At 43.0% G+C, this 24129-nt stretch carries 18 protein-coding genes and 1 tRNA gene; 12 read left to right on the plus strand and 7 right to left on the minus strand.

The genetic code is table 11. The features are described 5' to 3' along the window. Positions 1-169 precede the first annotated feature (169 nt). Complete coding sequence (locus tag J2128_RS07115) at positions 170-1480, plus strand: 4Fe-4S binding protein (protein WP_348632375.1); 1311 nt, start codon at positions 170-172, stop codon at positions 1478-1480. 7 nt (positions 1481-1487) lie between these two features. Here the strand turns inward: J2128_RS07115 and J2128_RS07120 are convergent, their stop codons facing one another. Together J2128_RS07120 and J2128_RS07125 are read right to left on the minus strand one after the other, a co-directional pair. Beyond that, positions 1488-2210 (minus strand): hypothetical protein, encoded by a 723-nt coding sequence (locus J2128_RS07120; RefSeq protein WP_209690450.1) that lies wholly within the window; start codon positions 2208-2210, stop codon positions 1488-1490. 72 nt (positions 2211-2282) lie between these two features. Further along, complete coding sequence (locus tag J2128_RS07125; protein WP_348632376.1) at positions 2283-2921, minus strand: DUF2284 domain-containing protein; 639 nt, start codon at positions 2919-2921, stop codon at positions 2283-2285. 137 nt (positions 2922-3058) lie between these two features. Between J2128_RS07125 and J2128_RS07130 the strand changes: the two genes are divergently transcribed. The 4 genes from J2128_RS07130 to J2128_RS07145 all read left to right on the plus strand — a co-directional run bounded on the left by J2128_RS07130 (position 3059) and on the right by J2128_RS07145 (position 6957). Next, positions 3059-3520 (plus strand): GNAT family N-acetyltransferase, encoded by a 462-nt coding sequence (locus J2128_RS07130; RefSeq protein ID WP_209690452.1) that lies wholly within the window; start codon positions 3059-3061, stop codon positions 3518-3520. Between the two features lie 195 nt (positions 3521-3715). Continuing rightward, a complete protein-coding gene (locus tag J2128_RS07135; RefSeq protein ID WP_209690453.1) occupies positions 3716-4753 on the plus strand; it encodes a PAS domain-containing protein in 1038 nt (345 codons plus the stop codon). A 3-nt stretch (positions 4754-4756) separates the two neighbouring features. Then, the gene (locus tag J2128_RS07140) at positions 4757-5305 is read left to right on the plus strand and encodes a hypothetical protein (protein WP_209690454.1); all 549 of its coding nucleotides are present in this window, start codon (positions 4757-4759) and stop codon (positions 5303-5305) included. Between the two features lie 152 nt (positions 5306-5457). Next, positions 5458-6957, plus strand: a complete 1500-nt coding sequence (locus J2128_RS07145; RefSeq protein WP_209690455.1) for an MFS transporter — start codon at positions 5458-5460, stop codon at positions 6955-6957. A gap of 69 nt (positions 6958-7026) precedes the next feature. Here J2128_RS07145 and J2128_RS07150 read toward each other — a convergent pair whose 3' ends face one another. Continuing rightward, the gene (locus J2128_RS07150; RefSeq protein ID WP_209690456.1) at positions 7027-7899 is read right to left on the minus strand and encodes an alpha/beta fold hydrolase; all 873 of its coding nucleotides are present in this window, start codon (positions 7897-7899) and stop codon (positions 7027-7029) included. Between the two features lie 211 nt (positions 7900-8110). Here J2128_RS07150 and J2128_RS07155 point away from each other — a divergent pair, with 211 nt between their 5' ends. The 3 genes from J2128_RS07155 to J2128_RS07165 all read left to right on the plus strand — a co-directional run bounded on the left by J2128_RS07155 (position 8111) and on the right by J2128_RS07165 (position 10571). Further along, entirely contained in the window at positions 8111-9313 is a 1203-nt protein-coding gene (locus tag J2128_RS07155; RefSeq protein ID WP_209690457.1) for a DUF362 domain-containing protein, read from the plus strand. Between the two features lie 221 nt (positions 9314-9534). After that, positions 9535-9607, plus strand: a tRNA-Gln gene (locus tag J2128_RS07160). 34 nt (positions 9608-9641) lie between these two features. Further along, positions 9642-10571, plus strand: a complete 930-nt coding sequence (locus tag J2128_RS07165; RefSeq protein WP_209690458.1) for a hypothetical protein — start codon at positions 9642-9644, stop codon at positions 10569-10571. A 129-nt stretch (positions 10572-10700) separates the two neighbouring features. On the opposite strand, the gene J2128_RS07170 is transcribed toward J2128_RS07165, so the two are convergent. Beyond that, entirely contained in the window at positions 10701-12587 is a 1887-nt protein-coding gene (locus J2128_RS07170; RefSeq protein ID WP_209690459.1) for a PAS domain S-box protein, read from the minus strand. Between the two features lie 543 nt (positions 12588-13130). Between J2128_RS07170 and J2128_RS07175 the strand changes: the two genes are divergently transcribed. After that, a complete protein-coding gene (locus J2128_RS07175; RefSeq protein WP_209690460.1) occupies positions 13131-13799 on the plus strand; it encodes a S26 family signal peptidase in 669 nt (222 codons plus the stop codon). Then, positions 13796-14887 carry a 5-amino-6-(D-ribitylamino)uracil--L-tyrosine 4-hydroxyphenyl transferase CofH gene (gene cofH / locus J2128_RS07180; protein ID WP_209690461.1) on the plus strand — a complete coding sequence of 364 codons (1092 nt, stop codon included), beginning with the start codon at positions 13796-13798 and terminating at the stop codon, positions 14885-14887. Before J2128_RS07175 ends, cofH begins: the two co-directional genes overlap by 4 nt. A gap of 145 nt (positions 14888-15032) precedes the next feature. Here the strand turns inward: cofH and recQ are convergent, their stop codons facing one another. Both recQ and J2128_RS07190 read right to left on the minus strand, forming a co-directional pair. Beyond that, positions 15033-17213 carry a DNA helicase RecQ gene (gene recQ, locus J2128_RS07185; protein WP_209690462.1) on the minus strand — a complete coding sequence of 727 codons (2181 nt, stop codon included), beginning with the start codon at positions 17211-17213 and terminating at the stop codon, positions 15033-15035. A 71-nt stretch (positions 17214-17284) separates the two neighbouring features. Next, entirely contained in the window at positions 17285-19186 is a 1902-nt protein-coding gene (locus J2128_RS07190; protein WP_209690463.1) for a methyl-accepting chemotaxis protein, read from the minus strand. A 395-nt stretch (positions 19187-19581) separates the two neighbouring features. Between J2128_RS07190 and J2128_RS07195 the strand changes: the two genes are divergently transcribed. Both J2128_RS07195 and J2128_RS07200 read left to right on the plus strand, forming a co-directional pair. After that, positions 19582-19959, plus strand: coding sequence for a tetratricopeptide repeat protein (locus tag J2128_RS07195; protein ID WP_209690464.1), 378 nt, complete (start codon positions 19582-19584; stop codon positions 19957-19959). Between the two features lie 17 nt (positions 19960-19976). Next, positions 19977-20522 carry a hypothetical protein gene (locus J2128_RS07200; RefSeq protein ID WP_209690465.1) on the plus strand — a complete coding sequence of 182 codons (546 nt, stop codon included), beginning with the start codon at positions 19977-19979 and terminating at the stop codon, positions 20520-20522. Between the two features lie 99 nt (positions 20523-20621). Here J2128_RS07200 and J2128_RS07205 read toward each other — a convergent pair whose 3' ends face one another. Continuing rightward, on the minus strand, positions 20622-23924 hold the full coding sequence (locus J2128_RS07205) for a tetratricopeptide repeat protein (protein ID WP_209690466.1): 3303 nt from the start codon (positions 23922-23924) through the stop codon (positions 20622-20624). Positions 23925-24129 lie beyond the last annotated feature (205 nt).

Consider the following 24129-nt stretch of genomic DNA (forward strand, 5'->3'; position numbering starts at 1 on the left):
ATCAAGAGTGTCGATTGTGCTTTTCTGTTCATATTATACCGTCTGCAATGCGGACTTATTGCCTGAACCTTCCGGTAACATATTTGATGCAGTTGGTTTTATACATACTATAGAATATATATCATATAAGTTCCCATATGAAGTGTGATTTAACGTAAACTTTACGGAGGTGTCAATAATTAAAGCGGAGAAAAAACGAAAACTTCTGCTTCTTGCAGGCGGCAGCGTACTTCTTGCCTCACCGGCATGTGCGGCGATATGCCCCAGGGGTATCGGAGAGTGTCCGTATCCGGGGAAATGCTTTTTGTTTGTCGATTCGGACGGAAACTCCCTGTGTGATTACACATCACAGAGTCCGGCACCTTCACCTTCAGGTACAGACTCTGCAACATTAGCCAGCAGCACTTCCGAAGCTTCAGGAGGAAAGCATGGCAGCCATTACAGCTCCGTCGTATCTTCATCTTCCGCGGATTCATCTTCAGCGTCGAATACGACCGCCGGCTCTTCCCCGGGTTCCGGACTAAGCCCTCTGTTTTATACCGCGGCAGGACTTCTGGTCGCAGGTTTTGCAGTAATCTGCATATATTTTGCGATGAAACACCTTAAAAAAGTAAATCCTGAAATATACGGCAGAATTTTTATGTATGCAGGCTTTATTCCTATATTTCTGGCCCTTTTGATAATTCTTGACGATCCGGGTATGTTTGGGTTTTCAGGTATTTTTGCAGACATTTCCGCTTCATATGCGGGAATCGTCTATATGTTCGGCGGAACTGTACTGATGGCGTTTTTGTGGATGAAAAACAGGCTTTCAAAGGAGGCGCTGATATCCGTCCTTATAGTTACCTCTGCTGCCGGTTTTATCCTGGTATTTCCCATTGCGCCTGACGGATTTTACAGTATTCATTCGTCGGTTACGGCACTTAGGTTTGCAGGACTTGGCTCTATCGGCCTTTTTGTACTTTTATTTATCTCGTTTGTCTCCGGGCGTGTGTTCTGCGGGCATATGTGCCCTGCCGGGGCACTCCAGGAGCTTTTGTCCCGCATCCCCGTAAAAAAGATAAAGATAGCTGACAGGCGTATACCAAATTATATAAGACTGTCCGTTTTTGTCCTTCTGCTGGCAGGAGCGTATTTCTCGTATGATATATTCATGAATATAGGCGTATCATACTTTTTTGCACTTATTTTTACTGCTTCCGCATGGATTTTTGTTTTAGTCCTTGCAGCGTCAGTCTTTGTATACAGGCCGTTTTGTACATTTTTATGCCCGTTTGGTCTGTTTTTCTCGGTTTTTTCATACTTCGGTCGTATGGGGCTGAAAAGGACCGACAAGTGCATTGAATGCAGAAAATGCGAGAAAATCTGCCCTACATGTACGGCAGGAAGAGATGACAGCAGATCAGAGTGCTATCTTTGCGGGAGGTGCATAGAGAAATGCCCGGTTGACGGGGCAATTGTCTACGGGAGAAGAGTATAAGACCCGTTCATTCCTTTTTTTTTAGTACAGTAACAACGCCGTGACATGTACAGGCAGTGCCTATAATTACATTTTTTTCATTTCGAACGAGATTTGCAGCATTTACCAGGTCAGGGCATTTTATATATCCAAGGCCGGGCCCAAGCTGCCTGCTTTGAATAATAACCGCTTTAAAACCCGGTTCCGGACAGCAGCGTAAAAGAAGGTTTTGAAGCGTCTTCCAGAGAGGTGTCTCTCTTTTTTTACCCGTAACCGGGCATATGGCAGGTGCGGGACATACCGGACTGCACGGTTTTTCATGGTTTAGCGTGCAGTAAATGTCAGCCTTGTTTCTCCCGGAAATGATGTCTTCACCGATTGCCCCCGTTATTCTGTCAGCCCCTTCAGGGTAAGGCTCAAAACCACAGATATAAGATATTATACCTGCCGGGACGTGAACAGGAGCGGTTGGAAAAACCCTGTCAAAGGGCATTTCATCCATTCTGCCTGCGTTGAAAATGATTTCGGCGGCTGCATCCGTTCCTCCCCGGATAAAAATATACTCGGTCACGTGTGTTTCGGGAAATACGGTATATTCCAACGGCTTTTCAGTGTCAGTTTCAGGAATTTCGTATTTTTTCCGGACTGTGCAGTCAGGGTCTTCGTCAATAATTATTGCAGACCTTTTGTCCTTTCTTGTCCTTTCAAAGGCCGAAAGTCCGTATTTCCCTCCGCCTATTATTATGTCCACTTTTTTTCACGCCTTTTTGCTCATTTTCTTTTGTGGGTGATGGCTTTTGAGGCTTTTAGTTTATAATTAAGTCTAGTCTATAAGAAGAAGCGCCATAATGTCCGGACTTTCCACAAACGGGAATTTAATCGGCATGCCTGCGTTTTCCGAGGTCTTCTTCATGTTGACACCCATTGCATGCTCGGGGATTCTTGCCAGGCTCGGGTACCTGCAGACGCCGCCTTTGATGTTGCATTCCCTGCACAGTCTGCAAGAGTCATTTGCAAGTGCAATTGCGAGGGTATACCCATTGTTGAACGCTTTTTTTTCAAGCTCAAGCATTGCCGGGAGTATGTGCATGCTTTCCTCTCCGTACTCTTTCCAGAAGTTTTCAGCTCTCTCCTTTTTTTCTCCATCCAGGTCAGGGTCGAGCCAGTTTTTGTATATCGACATTACCGTTCCCGAATCAACGTTTGCCGATACTCCAAACTTTACAAGAAGTGCGTAAGAATATTCCCCGGCGATTTTCCTGAATTCGTCAGGAGTCGGGACGTTGGGAGGGCACATAAGTTTTCTGCCGTAGTTTATGCAGCCTGACCTGCATTTGAGGGCTACCCGGTTTTCTACTACTATATATGACGCAGGAATAACCTTTGCTTCTTTTGCGCCAAGTTCAAGCGCCTCTTCTACGAGAAAATTGAATTTGTCTTTTTCATCTTTTTTGGATTCCACCTTAAAAGACACCTCTTCTTTTATAGGACTATTCATTCTGGTTAAAATAATAATGCATTAATGCAATTTATCCGGTTTTGTACCAGGAACTATATTTACATAAAATTTTATTAAAGTTTATGCAAAATAGATACAATATGCCTGAATTAGAGATAAATAAAATAACTGAAGACAATTTCCCGGTATTTGTGTCTCTGATAGAAAAACTTGCAGAGTATGAAAACCTGACGCCACCTGATGAAGACGCAAAAAAAAGCCTATTTAAGGACGCATTCTCGGAAAATCCACGTTATAATGCATACCTTGCATATCAGGACGAAACACCGGTAGGCTATATAATTTTTTACCTGACTTACTCAACGTTTCTTGCGAAACCTGTTTTATACCTCGAGGATATTTTTGTTCCCGAGGAATACAGAAAGAAGGGTATAGGAAAGGTTCTCTTTGAATTCTGCCGTGAAGAGGCGAAAAAAAACGGCTGCTGTCGTATGGAGTGGAATGTCCTTGCATGGAACGAGCCTTCGATAAAGTTTTACGAGAGGATGGGAGGAGTCATGCAGGACTGGTACCTTTACAGGATTGAAGGGGAAAATCTCTGAATGTAAAACTCAGAAATTTTATGCCGGTTTTATTAAATTTCAATCCGTGATTTTCAACTTTTAAAGCAGGTCCGCTGTATTTTTCCGTTTCACTTCTTTTGACTCCCGTAAAAAATGTTTAGTCTTTTATTTCTGTGGCGTAATGATTAAATCATAGGCGCTTTTATATATCTGCTATATCCGGGGGGTAATAAAATGGGAATGAACGTTAATTCAGGAGACCTTTTGAAATGGGCAAATGATGGCAGTACAATGCCCGGCAGAATCTGGAAAATGATGTATGACGCTTTTATGGACCCTGTATTGATTCTTTCCACCGAAGGGGTTATACTGGCATGCAACAAAGCTTCGGAAATATTTCTGGACCTGAAGCCTGAGGAAATAATAGGAAATTACTGCTATAAAATTGTACATAATTCCGATAATTTTACACAAGACTGTCCTCTTCTAAAGTCACTTAAATCAAAAAAGCGTGAAAGTTACAGGCTCGTTATTAATGAAAGATGGTACCAGATGGTGGTCGACCCGCTTATAAACGAAAATGGTGAGGTTATAGGAGCCGTTCACTTGATATCGGACATCAACGACATCGTATCTTTAAACGCAAGTGAAAAAAATCTCCTTGGAATAATTGAAAATTCCCAGGAGGCTATAGGTGAATTCTCTTTTGACGGAATTATCGATTACTGGAACAGGGGCGCCGAAGAGATTCTCGGGTATAAGAAAGAGGAGATTATCGGTAAAAAAGTTGATGTACTGATCTTAAAGGAGAGGATGTTTCATTATTACGAAGTACTTGAGACTGTAAAAAAGAAAAAGAAAGTTGAAAGGTTTGATACCAGGATAATTACGAAAAGCGGTCAAAAAAAAGAGGTTTCAATTGGTATACAACCCGTTTTTGACGAATTCGGTGAACCGAAGGCGATTTCTTTTATGGCGTATGACCTCTCGCCGCAGAAAATGGCTGAGCGTGAACTTTTGTTCTTTGCGGCAGAAAGCGCAATGAGACTCAAAAAACCTGTCGAGATCATTAAAAATAATCTTGAGGATATAAGGGATTTGTTTTCTTCAGGGGATCTTTCAACAGGAGATGTGGAATCAATAATTAATGTACAGGTCAAAAGTGCAGAACAAATCCTTGAGAACCTCCGGGAGCTCCATAACAACCTTTCAAAACTTGAAAATATCATACCTGCCGATTATTCTGAATTCCTCCGGGAGAAGAGGGATTAGGGGATGAATTTCGTGATTAGTGAAGATCAGGACCCAAAAATTGTTTTGTGTATGTCTGATCCCGGAAAACTGAAGAACGATAATATAGAAATTATTAAAAAAGCCCAGGATGCAGGGTATCTGGCAGTAGTAATAACTGTAAACTTTCCGTCATCGGTTCTTGAAAAACTGTATATTAAAAACGGAGCTTCAAAGGAAAAAATTTATTTCATTGATGCAGTATCAAAATTTTCCATGGGATCAAATGCCCAGGAAAACGATCATATCACTTATCTAAAAAATCCCTCAGATCTTACTGCTTTAAGCATAGTTTTTTCGGAATTCCTGAAAAAAAATAATGACAAAAACATTTTTGTGATTCTTGATTCAATCAGTTCGATGCTGATATATATTCAGTCCATAAAAGTTCTGCAATACCTGCATTTTGTATCAAACGGGTTGAGGCAGACCGGCAAGAATGCAGTTTTTCTGGCAATCGAAAACGGTCTCGAGCCTATGTTTTATTCCCAGATTTTATCTATCGTGGATGAGGTGATAAAAGAAGAAGGATGAAATCTTCATTTATTTTTGCTTCAAGGATTATTGGGGATATTTTTAGAAATTTTAAGTTTTTGGATTTAATGGCATACTCTTTAAAATTTTCATCTCATGGGTGTTACGTTTGAAAAGAAATTTATATAATAGGTAAACCGAAAGAGTAGATAATGGTCTCATCTGCCGGAAAGACAAAAAACGAAAATTACGGTCTTTTGATCCTTGCAATATCGCTTGCAACCTTCATGTCCGCAATCGACGCAACGATTGTCAACATCGCACTTCCTACCATATCCGAATCTTTCAATATCTCTTCGAGTTCCGTAAGCTGGGTTGCAACAGCCTACCTTCTTGTAATGGCAGGGTGTGTTTTGATATTCGGAAAAATTTCGGATATCATCGGTTTTAAAAAAGTTTTTCTGGCCGGATTTCTTGTCTTTACAACCGGTTCCTTTGCCTGCGGTTTCATCCCAGACATCCTGAACTCTTTTTATTCGCTGATTGTCTCAAGAGGGTTTCAGGGCATAGGAGGTGCGATGATAACCGCAATCGCACCTGCGATGGTTACGGCCTTTATTCCACTTGAAAGGAAAGCGAAGGCAATGGGAATTATTATGACCATATCAGCCCTCGGAACGGCAATAGGCCCTACAATCGGAGGTATTCTGACACAGTACCTCTCGTGGAACTGGATATTTTACATAAACGTGCCGGTCGGAATTGTTGCAATACTCCTGGGTTCTAAGGTGATACCTTCACGTTTAACAGGAGATAAAAAAGACCTGAAAGGATTTGACAGTTCAGGTGCTGCACTTATATTCATAGGTCTTGCTACACTTCTGTTTGCGATGTCGGAAGGGCAGACTTTAGGGTGGACAAACCCTGCAATAATTGCGTCTTTTGCAGTAGCCGCAATATCCCTCTGCGGCTTTGCATGGAATGAACTCCACAGGACTGAGCCTCTTTTGGAGCTTAGGCTTTTCAAAAGCAAAAATTTTGTCGCATTAAACCTTATTATGGCGCTTTTGTTCCTGAGTTTTGCAGGAATAAACTATCTCCTGCCGTTTTACCTGGAATATGTACAGGGCTACGATTCCTCGACTGCAGGTATTATCCTGACTTCGCTTTCATTTGCGATGATGATATCAGGACTTCTTGCCGGTGTCCTTTACAATAAAATCGGCGGGAAAATCCTGTGTATCCTGGCTGCTGCAATCACAACTCTCGGGTATTTCATGATAACCCACCTTCACAGCGACACGACCACCGCATTCGTGATAGCATGTCTCGTCGTCATAGGCCTGGGCCTAGGGTTTATGGTCACTCCGAACTCGAACCTTATCCTGAACTCGGTTGCCAGAAAATACCAGGGGATGGTCTCAAGCCTGACAGGTCTTGAGAGGTTTGCACCGATGACAATCGGCATTGCGATATTCAATATAGTCTTCATCCAGGGGATGCTTGCAGTTGCAACCCGCAGGGGAGTAACACAGGAGGCTCCTGTCAACATAAAGCTTGACGTAATCTCGTCAGGATTCGACCTTGCATTCTTCTTCGCGTTTCTGGTCGCAATAGTTATCCTTGTACTTACGCTTGTCATAAAACAGGAGGTTCACCCCGATTACCTGAACGAAAACGAAGAAGACAAAGTGTCTGCCGAAATTATGTGAATTACCGGCCAAAAAGACAAAAAGCGATACAGAAAAGTAAAAAAGGAAAATAAAACTTTTTTTTAAAAATTATGCAGGAGTTTCGTTCATTTCAAGAAACTCATTTGTAATCTTTGCATATTCCACGGGAGCATACTGCGAACCTGCATGCGGAATTCCTTTAAATCTTACAAGCCACGAACCGTTTATCTTACCTGCAATTTCAACTGCAACCGACTGCGGAGTTAAGTCATCGTCTGTCCCTGTTATCAGCATGACGTCTTTTTGAATAGATGACAAGTCATTGAGGTTTCCGGGATATTCCAGGTTTGCAATAGCCTCTTTTACGACACCTTCAGATGAGTCGGGGTCAGTTGAAGCCGCCTTAAGAAGCCCGTGAAGTTTTTCGGTCTCAGGAATTGAAGGGCTGTATGTCGCAGAAGAGAGTACCGCCTTATTTATTCTGTCAGGATGTAATATCAAAAGCTGCTGTGAGACGGTGGACCCCATCGAGACACCGTAGATATTCATGCTGTCATACCCAAGTCCGGTGATGAGGCATGCGGCATCGTCTGCAAGCTGGTAAACCGTGAAATTTCCTTCTGTTTCAGAGCTTTCACCCATATCGCGGTGGTCGTAGATGTAGACATGATAGTCTTTCGAGAGAATGCCGAGGAACGTGGAGTTCCATCCGTCCATGGTCTGCCCGAATCCTTCTATCAGGAGAAGAGGCTTTGAGTTGTTGACACCGAACTCACGGTAGGCAAGAGTTAAATTGCCGGTCATATCACCGGTCATGTCCATGTACTGTACAGGTGTGTCTTCAATTGAGACTGCGACGTCTTCTCCGGCTGCCTGTGTCTGAGAAGTCGTATTTATTTCAGGTTGCGATGTACATCCGCATGAAAAAATGCAGAAAAAAAGGATTGCGGCGGATATCGCCAGAACGGGTTTCCATTTCATAATAGCCACTTGAAATTTACTTTCACCTGCCTGCATAAAAACCAGTCGTTTGGATTTTTTGGCATACAACTTCCTAAAAGGTATTGATATAAAGAAAACCCTGCAGAAAGGCAAGTGTTATCATGATTTCATTTAAGTATTATGTAAAGCGAGAAACGGATGCGGGAAATTTAAGGAATATGAGCTTTACTAATAGTGACAGGTTATTTGGATGAACGACTCCGGGACGCAGAAAAAGGTTTCAATAGGAAAATGCGACGATTATGAAAGGGAGAATGTCTTTGACAGTGTAAAAAAAGCCGTGGACCTTATCGGCGGTATAGGCTCGTTTGTCTCCCCCGGTCAGAAGGTGTTTCTGAAGTTCAACATGCTTCTGGGAAAAGACCCTGAAAAGAGCGTGACCACCCACCCTGAAGTCGTGTATGCTGTTGCAAAACTTCTGAAAGATTACGGCTGCATTGTTATGATGGGAGACAGCCCGGGTTCAGGCCTTTCATATACTGAAAAAGTTCTCAGGAAAAACTATGCCCTGGCGGGCTATGACAAAATATCGGAAGAGCTTGATATCCCGTTGAACTATGACACCGGATTCCGGGAGATGCCGGCACCAAATGGCAGGATAACGAAACGTTTTCCGGTTATAAATCCGGTTTTCGATGCCGATGCCGTAATAGTCGTATCAAAGGCAAAGACTCATGCACTTACCTATCTGAGCGGGGCTGCAAAGAACATGTTCGGGGTAATTCCCGGATTTGAAAAACCTCTTTATCATGGCAAAATGCCTTTGCGGGACGACTTCTGTTCGATGATAGTGGACTTAAACGATGCGGTGAAACCTAAGCTTCAGGTTATGGATGCCATAATGGCAATGGAAGGCGACGGCCCCCATAGCGGAACGCCGCGTAAGATAGGCGTCGTTATGGCATCAGAAGACTACAGCGCAATTGACTTTGTCACGGCAGGGCTTATGTCGTATGACCCTTTAAAAATAGGGACCATCAGCGAAGCTGTAAACAGGGGTTACATCAAAAGCGATTTCAGCGATATAGAGGTAACCGGTGAAAACCCGGGTGATTTTGCGGTAAAGGATTTCAGGCACCCTTCCACGTACTCCGGAAAAGGCGGTGCAGTCCCGGACGCCGGGCTTAGGAGAAAGGTAATGCAGGTTCTGTTTAAAATTCTGGCAAGAGAGGCACCCCTGCCCGTGATAGACAAAAAAACGTGCATAAGGTGTATGAGGTGTGTCAGGAGCTGTCCGAAGGGTGCGATAACAGTTATCGATGCAAAACCGGTGATAGACTATAAGGATTGCATAAAATGCTACTGCTGTCATGAGATGTGCGACGAAAGCGCCATATCACTGAAAAGAAACATTTTTGGCAGGATTATTGCGAAAATCGCGGGTTTGTCCTGAAAAGACCTGAAATCATTTTCCGGTAGCATTTTCAAATAAAATTCATCCTGTCTCTGAAACAGAGAGTACCCGGGAATAATAAAACATTTTTTCCATGGATTCCTTATTTTTCAAAATGTTAATTTTAATATCTTCCCTGACAAATAGAATAAAGCGAAATTTCTTTACTGAAAATTTTTGCAAAAATTACAGTTTCCTTTACAAAAAATAAGGATATAAAAACTCCCGTAGTGTAGTGGTCAATCATTTCGGCCTTTGGAGCCGAAGACGGCGGTTCGAATCCGCCCGGGGGTATCGGTAATAATATTTCTTCTGTCAATGGAAAATTATGGTTAAAATTAATTTAGACAATGTTGAGTTTCAGCTAAAAGAAAGTCACGATTTTTCATGGATCAGTTCATTAGGTAAAGTTTTTTGTGTGTTTTCGCAAAATGATTCCGGCAATATTAGTTTCGGTGTTGAAGACGGAAATGAAAAATATTTTGTTAAAGTGGCAGGACTAAAGACAGTCGAATCAGTCCGAACACCTGAAGAAGCCATCGCTTCGTTAAAAGAAGCGATGCCCATATACAAGAATATAAAACATCCGAACTTAATTGAACTTGTCAGGCACTATTCTCTTGGTGACATCTATATAGCGGTATTCAAATGGGCAGACGGAGACTGCCTGTTTGATTATTGGAATTTCGAGAAATACCATGATAGTCCCCGGATAATATCACCTGCGAAACGATTCAGACAGTTGTCCCCGGAAAAGAGAATCAAAGCCGTGGAAGTGTTGTTTTCTTTTTTGTCTGAGGTTTCAAAAAGCAACTATGTCGCTGTAGATTTTTATGACGGAAGCATAATATACGATTTTTCAACCGAAACCACAACTATATGCGATATTGACTTTTTCAGGAAAAAACCGGCGATTAATGATATGGGAGAAGATTTCTGGGGGACTAAGAGATTTAAAGCCCCTGAAGAATATGTTAAAGGCGCCGTAATTGACGAAGCAACAAATGTTTATACGCTCGGAGCATTGATTTTTAGTTTCTTCGGCAATTTCACAGATGCCGACATAAGGCTAAGATACAGGAAAAATGTTTTCATGCCATGCACGTTTGAGAACTGGGAATTAAGCAGGTCGTGTTATAACTGTGTGTTAAAATCAGTATCCATTGACAGAAGTGCCAGATATGCTTCAATAAATGAATTTTTTATAGCCTGGAACAACTGCATTGTGTGCAGGCAAAATGATCACAACAGGCACTGACAAATCCTGGCATACCCTGGCCCTACTCGGATAATTTGTCCTGGCAGAAAAAATTTTATTTTTAATATAACCGTGCAAAAATTCCGGAAATATATTTTTATATTTTACAAAACCCGGCTTAACACGGTTCTATTGCTCTTTATTGTTTTTATCGCCTTTGTCTTCGTCTGTGGTATTGCGCGAAATTCCATAGTATTTCAAAAGATAATCCCTTATTTTTTTGGACTCGAGCCATTTCTGGTCAAGTTTATTTATAAGGTTGTCAATAACTTTTGCCTGTTCGAGAATTTTATCCGAATCTTCGTATTCATTGAGGGACGCATACCCGACGATTACGGCAAGAGGATTTCTTATCTCGTCGTTAAGTGCTGCAAGCCTTGCAATATTCTTCTCAATCTGTTTTAAAGCCTCCATTTCCCTTTTTCTTGCCTCCTTTTCAGCGGTAAGGTCTCGTATCAGGGAAAGGGCGTATTTTCTTTCTCCAAGTGTAAGAAGCCTGACCTTGGAGTAAGCCGGGAAAGTGCTTTTATCTTTCCTGACAATCTCAATTTCGTTTGAAACCAGACCTGTTTTTACAAGTTCCCTGCTGTAATGCTTCCTGATTTTTATATAGGAATCTTCTGAGATTATATCGTGAAGCCTGAGTGATAAGAGTTCTTCCTTTGAGTATCCAAGGTTTTCGCACGCAGAGTTGTTCACCTCAACAATTTTTCCGCTGTAGCGCTCATCCGGGTCGCTTGTCAGTATGTTTACGACTATCATCTCGTTTACGCTGTCAAAAATCTCGTGGTACTTGTATTCACTCTCATAAAGCGCGTTTTCAGCGTATTTAAGAGCGGAAATGTCTGTAAATGATCCGTGAACGCCGTAAAAATTATCTTTGTTGTCGGTGACTGCCGAAAAGGACCCGTATAACTCGGTGAATTTATCTCTCTCCACAAAAGCCTTGGTTTCTCCTGTCCAGCTTTCAGACCTGGCTTTACCTCTTAGGAAACTCTCAACGATTTCGGACCTGCTGAAAAGAGAAGGCATATATACGCCTTTTGCAGACCTTTTGTCCAGATTCCATAGTTTTAACGCCGCTTTGTTCATGTATACTATGCGGCCTCTCATGTTTGATATGACGACAGGGCTCACGGCTGATTCTATAGCCATATCCCTGAACATAATCTCTCTTTTGGCCTTTTCAAGGTCGCCTGTCTTTTTCTTCAGGTTTAAGTTAAGCCACAGGTAGCTGTAAAACGAATAGCCGATAAGAATCACTGCAATGATTCCCAGGACAAGGGTGACCGCCCGGAAAAATGATACCCTGCTTTCAACAAAAGGATTCCAGCCGTTTTCTGGAGCAAGTGCAAGTGTCCAGATTTTGTCTCCTATGTACATCTCGTATATGCCGGGGTCGTTTTCAAATGTTGAGACGTTTCCGTAGATTACAGACCCGTTGTCCTTCACCGCGACTGAAAAGCCGCTGAGTTCCTCAAAACCGCTCTGCCTGTATATTTCCGGTAGGTCTATTGCGACAAGTACAAAACCCCACAGTTCGGAGTCTTTTGATGTCCTGTTCAAGAATACAGGTTTTACGGCTATTATTTCTTTGTCGGGACTTTCTCCGGTAGCATTCTCAATGATAAAAGGCCTGCCTTTAAGCTTTTGGTCCAGTTCTGCCACCTTTTCCGTTGAAATCTTATTTAAATTGCTGCATCTGTCAAAAAATTTTTTACCTGACTTTGGGTAAACGTAGGTGCAGTTGCCTCCGGGAGCAAGAAATACAGCATTTATACCGGGATACTCCGAATACAACATTGATGCGAAATCAGGGAATTCCGCGCTGATTCTTGAGTCGTCCGTGTCTGCAAGTACAAAAGAGTAGAGAGACAGCGCAAGGTCTATTTTCTGGTTGAGATTGTATGTAAAGGAGTTGCTGTATACAGAAAAATCATGGTGAAACTGCTCTCTTTCGATGCCGACGAGTCTTTCCTCGTATAAGTTTCCTGAGAACCACCATGCAAAAAGCATCAGGAGGACTAATATAATAATTATCTGTAAGAAGGCCTTTTTCGAATTTTTTTTGATCTTTTCCGGCAGAATAATAAAAAATCCTCCGTATTTTAAATGATATATTATACTTCAAATATTTGTTTGGGGTTATTGTTTGATATGTAAATGTTGCTTTTGCCTCCTGGAGATATCAAAAAAACCACATGCATGATGTCTGTGTACTTCTATGCGCAGACCAAATTTATGCACTGGCGGTTTTTCTGCGCACCCGATTTTTTATTATTTTCCGGACTTTTCAGGCTTATTTTTGTATCAGTTCTCATTGTATTTAACAGATTACGAACGGTTGAATACGCCTGACAGGCGTGGACTCATTCCGGCAGAAATTTATCTCAAAGTTTTCTCCCTCTAAAAAAGGGTTGAATATTACTATTCCGGCTTTTTTGCTGTTCAAAACAAAAAACACTGAATATAGTTTTCTGCTGTGCTTTTCTCAGGTCATAATGAAGGTTCCTGCGAAACCTTTCTATTGTTTAAGACAAACCTAAAACCTGCGATAATATGAAGGGTGCAAAAAAAGAGACAAAACAAGAAGAGTCAAATCCGCTCAGGAAATTTATAAAAAGTGAAGACCCTGCTGTAAGTTTTGTACGTGACATCGTATGGGTCGTGTGTGCTGTCGGTATTATTGCACTCCTGCTTTTTGTTGCCTCAGGTACATGGCCTGCTGTTGTTGCAGTCGAATCTCAGAGCATGGTCCCTAACATGAATATCGGAGACCTTGTCTTCGTAGTCTCCCCGGACAGGTTCGGTGAACTGCAGACCTGGGAAGAAGGGCTTTCAACCGGTTACGGGAGGTTTAATTCCAATCCCGACAAGCAGGGAAACAGGGTCTATGGTGATGTCATTATCTACAGGCCCAACGGAGTCGGTGATGTAGACCCGATAATTCACCGGGCTGTGGAGTGGTATAACGATACTTCAGGGAATAAAGAAAGCGGTTATATAACAAAAGGCGACAACAACGACGTTTATGATCAGCAGGGGGGCATTGTAGGTGTCGGGGCGATAAAGCCGGTGAAAAAGGAGTGGATCGTAGGAAAAGCGCTGTTTTCTATACCGTTTGTCGGGTATGCACCGCTTCATCTCTTTGAGTTTGCACTGATACTGATCGCAATTATGGTAATACATGAGCTTTACGCCAGATGGAAAGAGGAAAAGAAAAAATGAAAGACAGTGACCTCAAAGACCTTCTCGATGATACCCTTGAAGGGCACAGGATGACAGTACCCGAAGCTGAAGAGCTTATGAAGATAAATGACAGGCGGATGTGGGATGTCATAAAAGCAGCCGATATCATGCGTGAAAAAAAGGCAGGCGATGTCGTGACATATGTCAGAAACCAGAATATTCACGTCACAAACATCTGCAAAAACCTCTGCCGTTTTTGTGCTTTCGGAAGGCCAAAATCGGCAGAAGACGCGTATCTGTGCGACGAAGAGACCATAAGGGAAGGTGTCAGGCTTGCAAAGGAGAGAAAAGTAACGGAAATCTGCCTTCTTTCAGGTGTCCATCCCGATTTTACCGTTGAGACCTATGAAAATCTCCTGAAAATGATTACCGAGGAGTACCCGGGCGTGGATATTCATACAATGAGTCCTGACGAAATATCCCATGCGGCCAAAATGAGCGGGCTTACAACGAAGGAAGTCATAGAAAGAATGATTGACGCAGGTCTCGGGACTCTCCAGGGGACCGGAGCGGAGATGCTTGTCGACAGGGTGAGAAAAGTTATCTGCCCGGCAAAGGTCTCTACCGCCGAGTGGTCCCGCATTATAAAGGAAGCCCACTCGATGGGGCTTAAGTCGACTTCAACGATAATGTACGGGTCTGTTGACAACGAAAGGGACAGGGCCGAGCACCTCAATGTTTTAAGGGATATCCAGGACGAAACAAACGGTTTTACCGAGCTTGTGACACTTCCTTACCTGCACCAGAATACAAGGCTTTATGAGAAAGGACTTGCTCCAGCCGGAGCCACAGGAAAAGAGGATATGCTCTTTTTCGCCGTATCACGCCTTTTTCTGGACAATTTCGACAACCTCCAGATTGCATGGGGTAAGGTCGGCTTCAAGTTTACGCAGTTAGGACTTCTTGCTGGCGGAAACGACTATGGCGGGACGATGTTCACAGACGAAGTGTCGATTGATGCAGGAGGAAAAGGTTCCGACTACTTTGATCCTAAAGAGATGCAGAGGATTGCCGGGAGCATCGGAAGAACACTGCGGCAGAGAACAACAAGATATGAGCTTATCTGAAAAAATTTAAAAATATTTTTTCAGGATAAAATGGCGTTTTTCTGAAAAATCAGAGACTCCCGAAAAATCCAAAAAAATTCCCTGGAAAACCCTTATTTTTTTATAATTTTTTATATCTCAGAATTCTTATAACTTAATATAACTTTTATTTTGGGTTTTTCCTCTCCAAAAACGCCTTTACGAATCTTATATCACTGACCGGGACCCTGTCTCCTACAATTGTTTTTATGTCTTTTATTGATACGTCGCCGTAATTTTTGAGAGCCGATACCACGGCGTCCTGGTTTTTCTTAGACACAAGGTCACATATATCGATGTCAGCTCCGTTTCTTATCTTCTCTTCGAGGTGGACAGAGATAATATCAACAGTAAGTCCCCTTTCTGCGGCAATCTGGCTTAAGGTCATCCCAGAACAATACATCCTGTATGATATGTCACTGCTCTTTTCCCGGGATTTTTTTTGTGCAGAATTATTTTTCCTGTTTATCTCCCCGAGAATCAGGCCCCCGAAGTCGTCAGCCTTATGCTCCCCTATTCCTTTTACAGCCAGGAGTTCATCCCTTGTTTTCGGGTGTCTGGAAGCAAGTTCGGCAAGTGATGCGATTGAAAGCACCATGTATGGCGGGATCTTTTTTTCCTCGGCAATTCTTTTTCTTAGTGACTTTAAGCGTTCGTAAAGGTCTTTGTCAGCCTTTGCAATTTCACTTTTGCCTGCCTGTTTCTTTTTTTCTGCACCATTAAGTCTGGTTCCTGGACGGGGAACGGTCTTTTTTGTGCACCGTACAAGGGTTACACGTTCTTTTCCCGATATGACGTCCAGGCTCTTTTCGTTCATAACGACGACCGGGTACCTGCTGCCGCTTCTTGAAAGGTAGCCGAGGCGAATAATCTCTTTTATATAGGACTCCCATTCTTCCTTTGAAAAAGCTTTTCCCTGCCCGAACAGCGGTGATTTGTCATGCCCTTTTTCCTTAACCTTGCGGTTCTTCGACCCACGCAGAACGTCTGCAATGTGGCCTATTCCAAAAGGGATTCCCAGTGATTCCACGCACTTAATCACCTTTTTTGCGATGTCGGTCCCGTCAAATTCTTCCGAAGGGTTCAGGCAGTTGTCGCATATGCCGCATGAAAAGCCTCCTGTGTCCTCTCCGAAGTAGTCCAGAAAAGTTTTGACACGGCATTCGTGGCTTTCGCAGAAAGAGGTCATTGCTTCAAGTTTTTTAATTGCGATTGACTTCTGCCTGCCGCTGTCCATCCCGGAGATGAAATACTGTATTTTCGACCTGTCCCCCCTGCTGTAGAAAAGGAGGCAGTCCGAGGGAAGACCGTCTCTTCCTGCACGGCCTGTCTCCTGGTAGTAGTTCTCAAGGCTGTCCGGCAGGTCGTAGTGGATGACATACCTTACATCAGGCTTGTTTATGCCCATCCCGAAGGCTACCGTAGCAACGATTACAGGTACATTGTCCTTTATGAACCTGTCCTGGGTCTTTTCACGCACCTGCCTTGACAGTCCCGCATGATAGGGCAGAGCATATATTCCGGCAGAACCAAGTTTTTTTGCGATATCCTCGGCACCTTTTCTGCTCTGGCAGTATATTATCCCGGAATCATCCGTGCGCCTGCTTTTTATGTAGGCAACAACCTGCCCGAATGCATCTTTTTTAGGCATTACACTGTAGCAGAGGTTTTTCCTGTAAAAACTTCCAACATAAACGAGAGGGTTTTTGAGGCTTAGCTGCTTTTCGATGTCTTTTTGGACAACAGGCGTTGCCGTTGCAGTGAGGGCGATTACCGGAACTCTTTCAAGCTCTTTTTTCAAAACGCTTAATCTCCGGTATTCCGGGCGGAACTCATGCCCCCACTGGGATATGCAGTGCGCCTCGTCAACCGCAAGAAGAGACACCCTGCATTTTTTAAGTGTCGATATAAAGGACGGGGTGACGGCTCTTTCGGGGGATACATAAATAATATCTGCCCTGTTGTTTACCATGGATGACACTACTTCGGAGTACTGCGAGTAGTCCTGCGTGCTGTTTAAAAGTCCTGCCGAAATGCCTGCCGTTTTAAGCGAGTCCACCTGGTCCTTCATGAGAGATATAAGGGGGGATACGACAACTGCAATGCCGTTCATGAGAAGAGCCGGGAGCTGGTAGCATATCGACTTTCCTCCCCCTGTTGCAATTACTGCAAGGACATCCCGCCCGTTTAAAACCGCGTTTATTATATCTTTCTGGTAGGGATAAAGAGAGTTATAGCCGAAATATTTACGCAGGAATTTTTCTGCCGTTTCATCCTGCACAAAATTGTTGTCAAAAGCCCTGTTCATGAAGTTTCGTCCGAAGGATTATGCAATTGCTCTCTAAAAAAAATTTTTAAAATAAGTGTTGTGGTGACATTCTATTTTCTGTCAGTTTTGAATGTACCCATATTTTTCTTGAGTGTTCCGGCCATCTCGTTTACTTCGTGGATTGCGCTTCCTATCTCCTCGACCGACGCACTTGCCTCTTCTGCAAGCGCCGCGAGCTCTTCTACCTCCCTTAATGTCTCCTCTGTCTCTTTTGCGCCTTCGTCGGTTGCATTTACGACAATGTTTGCTATGTTTGCCTGACCGTCAATTGCCTTTGCTATTTCTCCCATATCTGATGTGACGTTCTGGGAGTCTGTTACTATATCGTTTAAGGCCTTTATTGTTGCATTTACACTGTCAACAGCGCTTTTTACGCCTTCACTTGCAGATTTTATGGCGTCGGCCGTATCTTTGCTGTTTTTCTGGACAGACCCTATGACCTTTTCTATATGGGTAGTCGCCTTTTTGGCATCGCCTGCAAGGTTTTTGACTTCCCCTGCAACGACGGCGAATCCTCTTCCGTGCTCTCCTGCACGTGCGGCTTCAATTGCCGCGTTTAAAGCTAAAAGGTTTATCTGGCCGGCGATGTCTGTTATCATCTTGACTATTTTGTTGATCTCCTTCATCTGGTCGTTTAAGCCTTCTATTTCGCTGACGCTTTTTGCTGTTATCTGCTGGACTTTCTCCATCTTCTGGCTTGCGTCGTTTCCCAAAACCTGCGCATCGTTTCCTTTTACGGCCATAGACTCCGCATTTTTAAGGACTTCCTGAGAAGTTGAGGAGATTTCGTTGTTGGACGCAGAAAGTTCAGATATCTGCCTCTGGATATCCTCCATCTTTGAAAGAACCGCCTTACTAAGGTCGGCGCATTTCTGGCTGGTCATTGCGACCTGCTCGGTTGCCTTTGCGACCTCGTCTGAGCCTTTGCTTGCTTCGGAAGTCCCTACAGTTACATTGTCGACTGCTTTTCTTACGTCATCTATAGTTGAGACAAGCTTTTTCCCCAGTTCGTTTATTGAGTCTTTGAACTCTGAAAACTCTCCGTTTACAGGGATTTCATCAGAGAATCTTGCGTTGTAATCGTTTTCGGCGTAGCGGCTTATCACGCGCATCGACTCCCTGAGAGGGCTTGATATCATATCCATTGTCCTGTTGAAGCCCTCGGCAACGCCCCTGAAGTGGCCGTTATGCTTTTTTACATCAATCCTGTCGCCGAGTTTTCCGTTTATGGCGGCATCCGAGAGATATTCAGTATCAATTACAAGACCCTGTATCGCTGATTTGGCTTTTTCAAGATTTGATGATATAATAGTCATCATCTCTTTTGCGTCCCTTGTGTTTTCGTCGGCCTGGCCTACGTTAAGGTCAAGGTCAAGGTCACCTCTGGATATCTTTTCTATATTGGCCGCTATTTTGTTGACCTCATTATGCATATATGAGTTGAGTGCCTTTTCTGCAGTCATGTCCTGGTATATGTAGTAATTTATGTCGATATTCCCCTGCTCGTTGAGAATAGGCATCTGGAAAAGCCTGAGTATTGTTTTTGTATTGTCAGGCCATGAGACCTCCATGTCTGTAACTGCATTCCTCCGTGTTTCAAACGAAGCATAGAAGTCGTCACCGCCTGTAATTTTTATATTGAAGTCATAGAGCCTTTTTTTCATAAGCTCCTGGAAGCTTCCGCGCCATATGCGCTCATATTCCCTGTTCAGGTCAATTCTTTTTTTGTCAGGCCCTAAAACAGCTATTGCCTGCGGGTTTGATTTGACAAAAGCTGTCATTCTTTTTTTGTATATTTGCGCCTCATTAGCTGTTTCAATCTTTTCAATGACAGCGTTGGCGGTTCCTGCAAGGTCTTTTAATTCCGGGGAGACTTCATATTCGTCGACTCTGACTGAGGTGTCACCCTCGAGAGCTCTCTTAAGGATTCTGCTTATAAGTTCGGCACTCATTGTTTTTCACATCACTAACCGGTCTTTAAAGATATGATTATTATTACCCTTAATATTCTGTTGATTTTACAGACAATAAAAATATTTAAATTCTCTTGATTTTTCGAATCCGGAAATCCAAAAGGCAACCGGGTAATTTCGTTGTAATGTATCACCCGGTATTTTTGGTGTGTCCCGTGTAGTCCGCAATGTAATCTGTGCCGAGTTATATTTCCTTAAACATTTTAATTATGAAATTCAATACTATTCTATACATCAGATGCCGGTAGGCAGTGAGTCTGAAGAATAATAAAAAAACAGTTTTGTAATGTGAAGAAAAAATACGAATATAATCAGTCACACCCAGATGCAACAGAAATACCTGATTTGGTGAGATCAATGCGACCGGAGATAAAATGAAAGTTGGCGTCAGTTACTGGTACAACAAAGGCCTGGCGCTTTGTGATGCCGAAATGCATGAAAAAGCGCTTTACTGTTTTGACAAGGCCCTTTCAATAGATGATAATGATGAACAGATCTGGTTCAGGCGCGGAATGGCACAGTTTTATGTAAAAAGAGCCGGGGATGCGGTTTTAAGCTTTAATGAGTCCATAAAGATAAAACCGCTCAACGCACCGGCTTTAAACAACAAGGGAGTTGCACTATCTGTTTTGAAAAAGTTTGATGAGGCAGACGAATGTTTTAGGAAAGCTCTTGAAATAAAACCCGGAAATCCCGGGGTTTTAATAAACCAGAACATTTCAAATGAGATGAGAAAGAAAGGGGATAATTAGGAAGGCAGGAATGAGTAATGCGTATTATAATTAATGTTGACGAAAAAACCGGTGCGCAGATAGAGGAGGCATCGGAAAAACTCGGCCTTAAAAAAGGCGACTGGGTAAAGATGGCATGCGAAACATTTCTTGGGAACTCCGGAGGTTACAGCCATGATGACAAAGCGGGCAGCCGGGCTTTGTCGTCCGTTTATTCAGAGGATGATATAGAGTCCCGTGACCATGAGATACAAAATCTCCGCGAGGAAATTGAACTTCAGAAAGACCTCAAGGACACCTATGCAAAGCTGATATCAGAAAAGGACCAGCGCATAGATGATCTTAAAGAGAGCGTCTCAAGGATCGAGGCTATGAGTATTACTACAACAGATCAGATTGCATCATCGAAGGATGAAAGAATAAACGACTTAAATCACATGATTGAGCACCTCCAGGCCCAGGCGGCTGCGCACAGCGTAGCGCTTCAGTCAGCGATAAAACCCGCTCTTGAAAATAGCCGCCAGGAGATTGAAGAGGAAAGCGTTGACATGATCCAGAAGCCGAAATGGATGTTCTGGAGATAATACAAAAATAAAGACAATATTTTATTAAACTCAGGCAGATTTCCGACAATAACAGATGTATGAGACAGGGCCTGCCGGTTTATACGGGTTTTCGTTTATTTATATAGATAAAACCGCCTTTTTTCTGGCCTCAAGTGCACCTTTATGTCCCGGTTCGATTTCAAGAGCCTTATCAAAGCATTCTATTGCATCAAAATAAATCCCTTTTTTACCGAAGAGTATTCCGAGCGCATAGACATACCTGGCGTCTTCAGGGTCAAGGTCGGAAGCTTTCTCAAAGCATTTTATAGCGGCGTCATAATACCCGAGTTTTGTAAGGGAAATCCCTTTTGAATATAGAAAGTCCGGGTCTTTGAGCTGCTCTTCCGTAGGTCTTCTGCTTTTCTTCTCTTTAGTATTCTTCATTTCCGGCAGAGTCTTTTCATCTCCGGCCTCTTCTGAATCAGTATCGAAAAAGTCTTTTTCCGGACTCCCGCCTTTCACCTCTTCTTTTGTCTCTACTTTAGGAGTGGGGATTTTTTCATCCGGAATATGTCTTTTTTCAGGAGCCTTCATCTCCATGAAAGACGTTGCGTCTATTCCGTTTTCCATCCATACGTTCCCGAATTTTGAGTCTATGTCTATTGTTTTCAGGTAGCACATCAGTGCCTCCTTTTTCTTTCCGAGTTTCAGCAGAACGAGTCCTTCTTTCATTACAGGGAGAGGACTGTCCGGATTTAGTCCGGCAGCTTTTCTGAATGAAATAAGCGCTCCTTCATAATCGCCTGCAGCGTATCTGGCCATCCCCCCGGACATGATAAGGTCAGGCTCATCAGGCAGCAGTTTCTCGAGCATGTCATAGTATGGGATCGTCTCTGAAAACATCTCCATATCTGACATAAGTGATATGAGATCAAGTATATTTGTGGAGTTTTCCGGCTCAAGATGCACGGCTGTGCGGTAGAGCATAAGAGCTTCGTCGTATCTTTTAAGTTTTGCAAGGGCAGAGCCTTTGCCTGCTATAAGACATGCATTTCCGGGCGTCATTACTATAAGCCTGTCGTAGATTAAAAGCGCCTCTTCATAATTTCCCGTTTTTATAAGGCTTTTCAGTTTTCCCTTTAATGCGGTATCTGATGCGGGGCTGATATCCAGTGCCCTGCTGTATGAAAGAAGAGCTTCTTTGCTCCTGCCGGCCTTATCGTATACTTCACCGAGGGAAATCCATACGGATTCATCGGAGGGATTGATGTCAAGGGCGGCCCTGAAGTCTGTTATAGCTTTGTCTGTATTTTCTGTCTCTTTTTCGCACTCGGCCCTTCCGAGAAGAGCTGTCATGTCGCCGGGCTTTTCCAGCAGGGCAAGGCCGTAGTTTGATGACGCCTTATCATAAATTCCCTGTTTCTGCTGAATTTCGGCTGTCTCAAGATAAATTAGGTAATCTTCGGCACCTTCACTGGTTAATTCACTGTACTGCTCCAGAGCCTCGTCATATCTTTGCAGTTTTGCAAGTGTACGGGCCTTTTCGTGCACTGTATCCATATCGCCGGGGGAGAGTGCTATTGAAACTTCAAATGAGTGGAGAGCCTCTTCATACATTCCGATGAATTTCTGCACAAGCCCTCTTGAGTACCACAGGCCGGCGTTTTCAGGGTTCTTGGATACCAGGTACTCATAACATTCAAGGGCTTCTTTGTGCCGCTCAAGTTTTATTAAGAGGAGTGCTTTTTTAACCCAGGCTTCAGTGAAGTCTTCTTTTAGCTCAAGGAGCTTGTCGTAATCCGAAACAGCTTCTTCGAATTTACCCGATTTTTCGTCAAGAACAGCTTTTTCATACCAGTAAACAGGCTCTTTAGGGTCCACTTCAGTCAGGGCTTCCAGGGTGAAGCGTGCTTCGTCAAATCTTTTTTGTTCCTTCAGGATTGAAAATTTGTTCTCCAGGGCTTCTGTACACCGCGGAGACACCGAAAGCATATGGTCATATGTTGCAAGCGCCTCCTGAATCTTTCCTGATTTTTTCTGTGCGTCTGCGAATTTGAGGAGGTCTTCGTCGCAGAATTTTACGGAAGAAAAAGCTTTTTCAAAGTCTTTTAGTGCGTCGTCTACCTTTCCTGAATCATAGAGAATCAGTGCACTGTTTAAAAGCGCCTCCCTGTCCGACGGGTCTGCTGCCAGAACTTTGCTGTATTTTTCCAGTGCTTCTTCAAAGAGCCCCTGTGAATATAGTTCATTAGCATTTTTCAGGTCAGACAAAGGTTTCTGACTTTCGGTTTTTTTATCATCTGTAACGGCTGCGGTTTCTGATGCAGGTCCCTTTAGCTCCTCTTTATTTTCAGGTTCGTCCTCCGCCGGAATATTAAGTTCCATGTCCCATGGAATATCTTTCTGTAAATCTTTTATATCCTGTTTTGAAGCGTTTAAACATGTTTCTCCGGAAAGTTCAGTTTCAGGGTCAGCTAAATTTACATCAGAGAAGGTAAAATCGTTTTCATCCGGCAGTTCATCCTGCAGGTCTGCTATATCATCTTCTGATATCTCTAAATCAATATCCGCCGGGAATTCCTCTTCCGGCATACCACTCAGGTCTGGGTCATCTCCTGAAATGCCTGAATCACCTGCTTCAGGCGGTTCTGTTTCTATGCCGGATGCCTCTGTATTCGGGACTTTTGGTTCGCTGTCATCGTCTGTCTCAGGAATATTATCTCCAATCTCATCAGAAATTTTGAATTCTACTCCTTTTTCTTCTGTGTCGGCTGAAATCTTTTCATCCAGAGGATTGTCTTCAGGAAAATCCTCGAAAAAGTTCATTTTCAGGGATTTTTTGAATATCAGCGATCCTTTGTTTGGTTCCGGTGCACTGTTCTCAGCCAGTATGACAAAATTATCCACTGAAAAGTCTTTATCGCACTGATCCTCGGAGTTGTTGCGGAGTTCAGGCTCCACGTAGTTGTACGTGTCATCAGGCTTTGACGGTATAATGACAGGTTTGTTCTCTTCAGAATCTTCGCAGACTTTTTCTGTTTGCGCCGGATTTTTGCAGTTAGCTATAACAGGTAAGGATTTCGGCAAATCTTCATTGTGGCCGGTGACAGGTTCTGCGGGTATAACTTCATCAGAACTTTTTTCATATGCAGCAGAATTTTCATGCAGCCCCTGTTGTTTAACCGGGCTTTTTCTTTCCGTTTCTTCAGCCCAGGAAAGCATGCCGGAAATTTCCTCCATTACCGAGTGAATCAGGGAGGGGTCTTCGGGAACCCTGACATTTACTTTGTTATTCCCTGAATCCACAAACAAGACCCGGTATTTGCTGAAAAGACCTGAAAAATCAGTTTTTTTAGCAGAGTTCAGGGATATTGTATATTCGGCGGGGATAAGGTAGCCGCCATCGCCCTCGAAGTAACGCTTTATTGAGATCTCTGCCATTTAATCATCTGACCATTATATTGATTAAATCTTATAAATATTCAAAATTACTTTGTATATATCAATTTAGAGTATCGGTTCTCTAATAAAAAAAATTTTGCATATAGATATATTTATGAAAATAATATATGTCAAAAATTTGGAAAAAGAAATTTTATTTCGCAAGGTATCATATTCTCTTTTAAATGTACCGGGATTTTCCGCA

The organism is Methanomicrobium sp. W14 (assembly GCF_017875315.1).
In the GTDB taxonomy this organism is placed as follows: Archaea; Halobacteriota; Methanomicrobia; order Methanomicrobiales; family Methanomicrobiaceae; genus Methanomicrobium.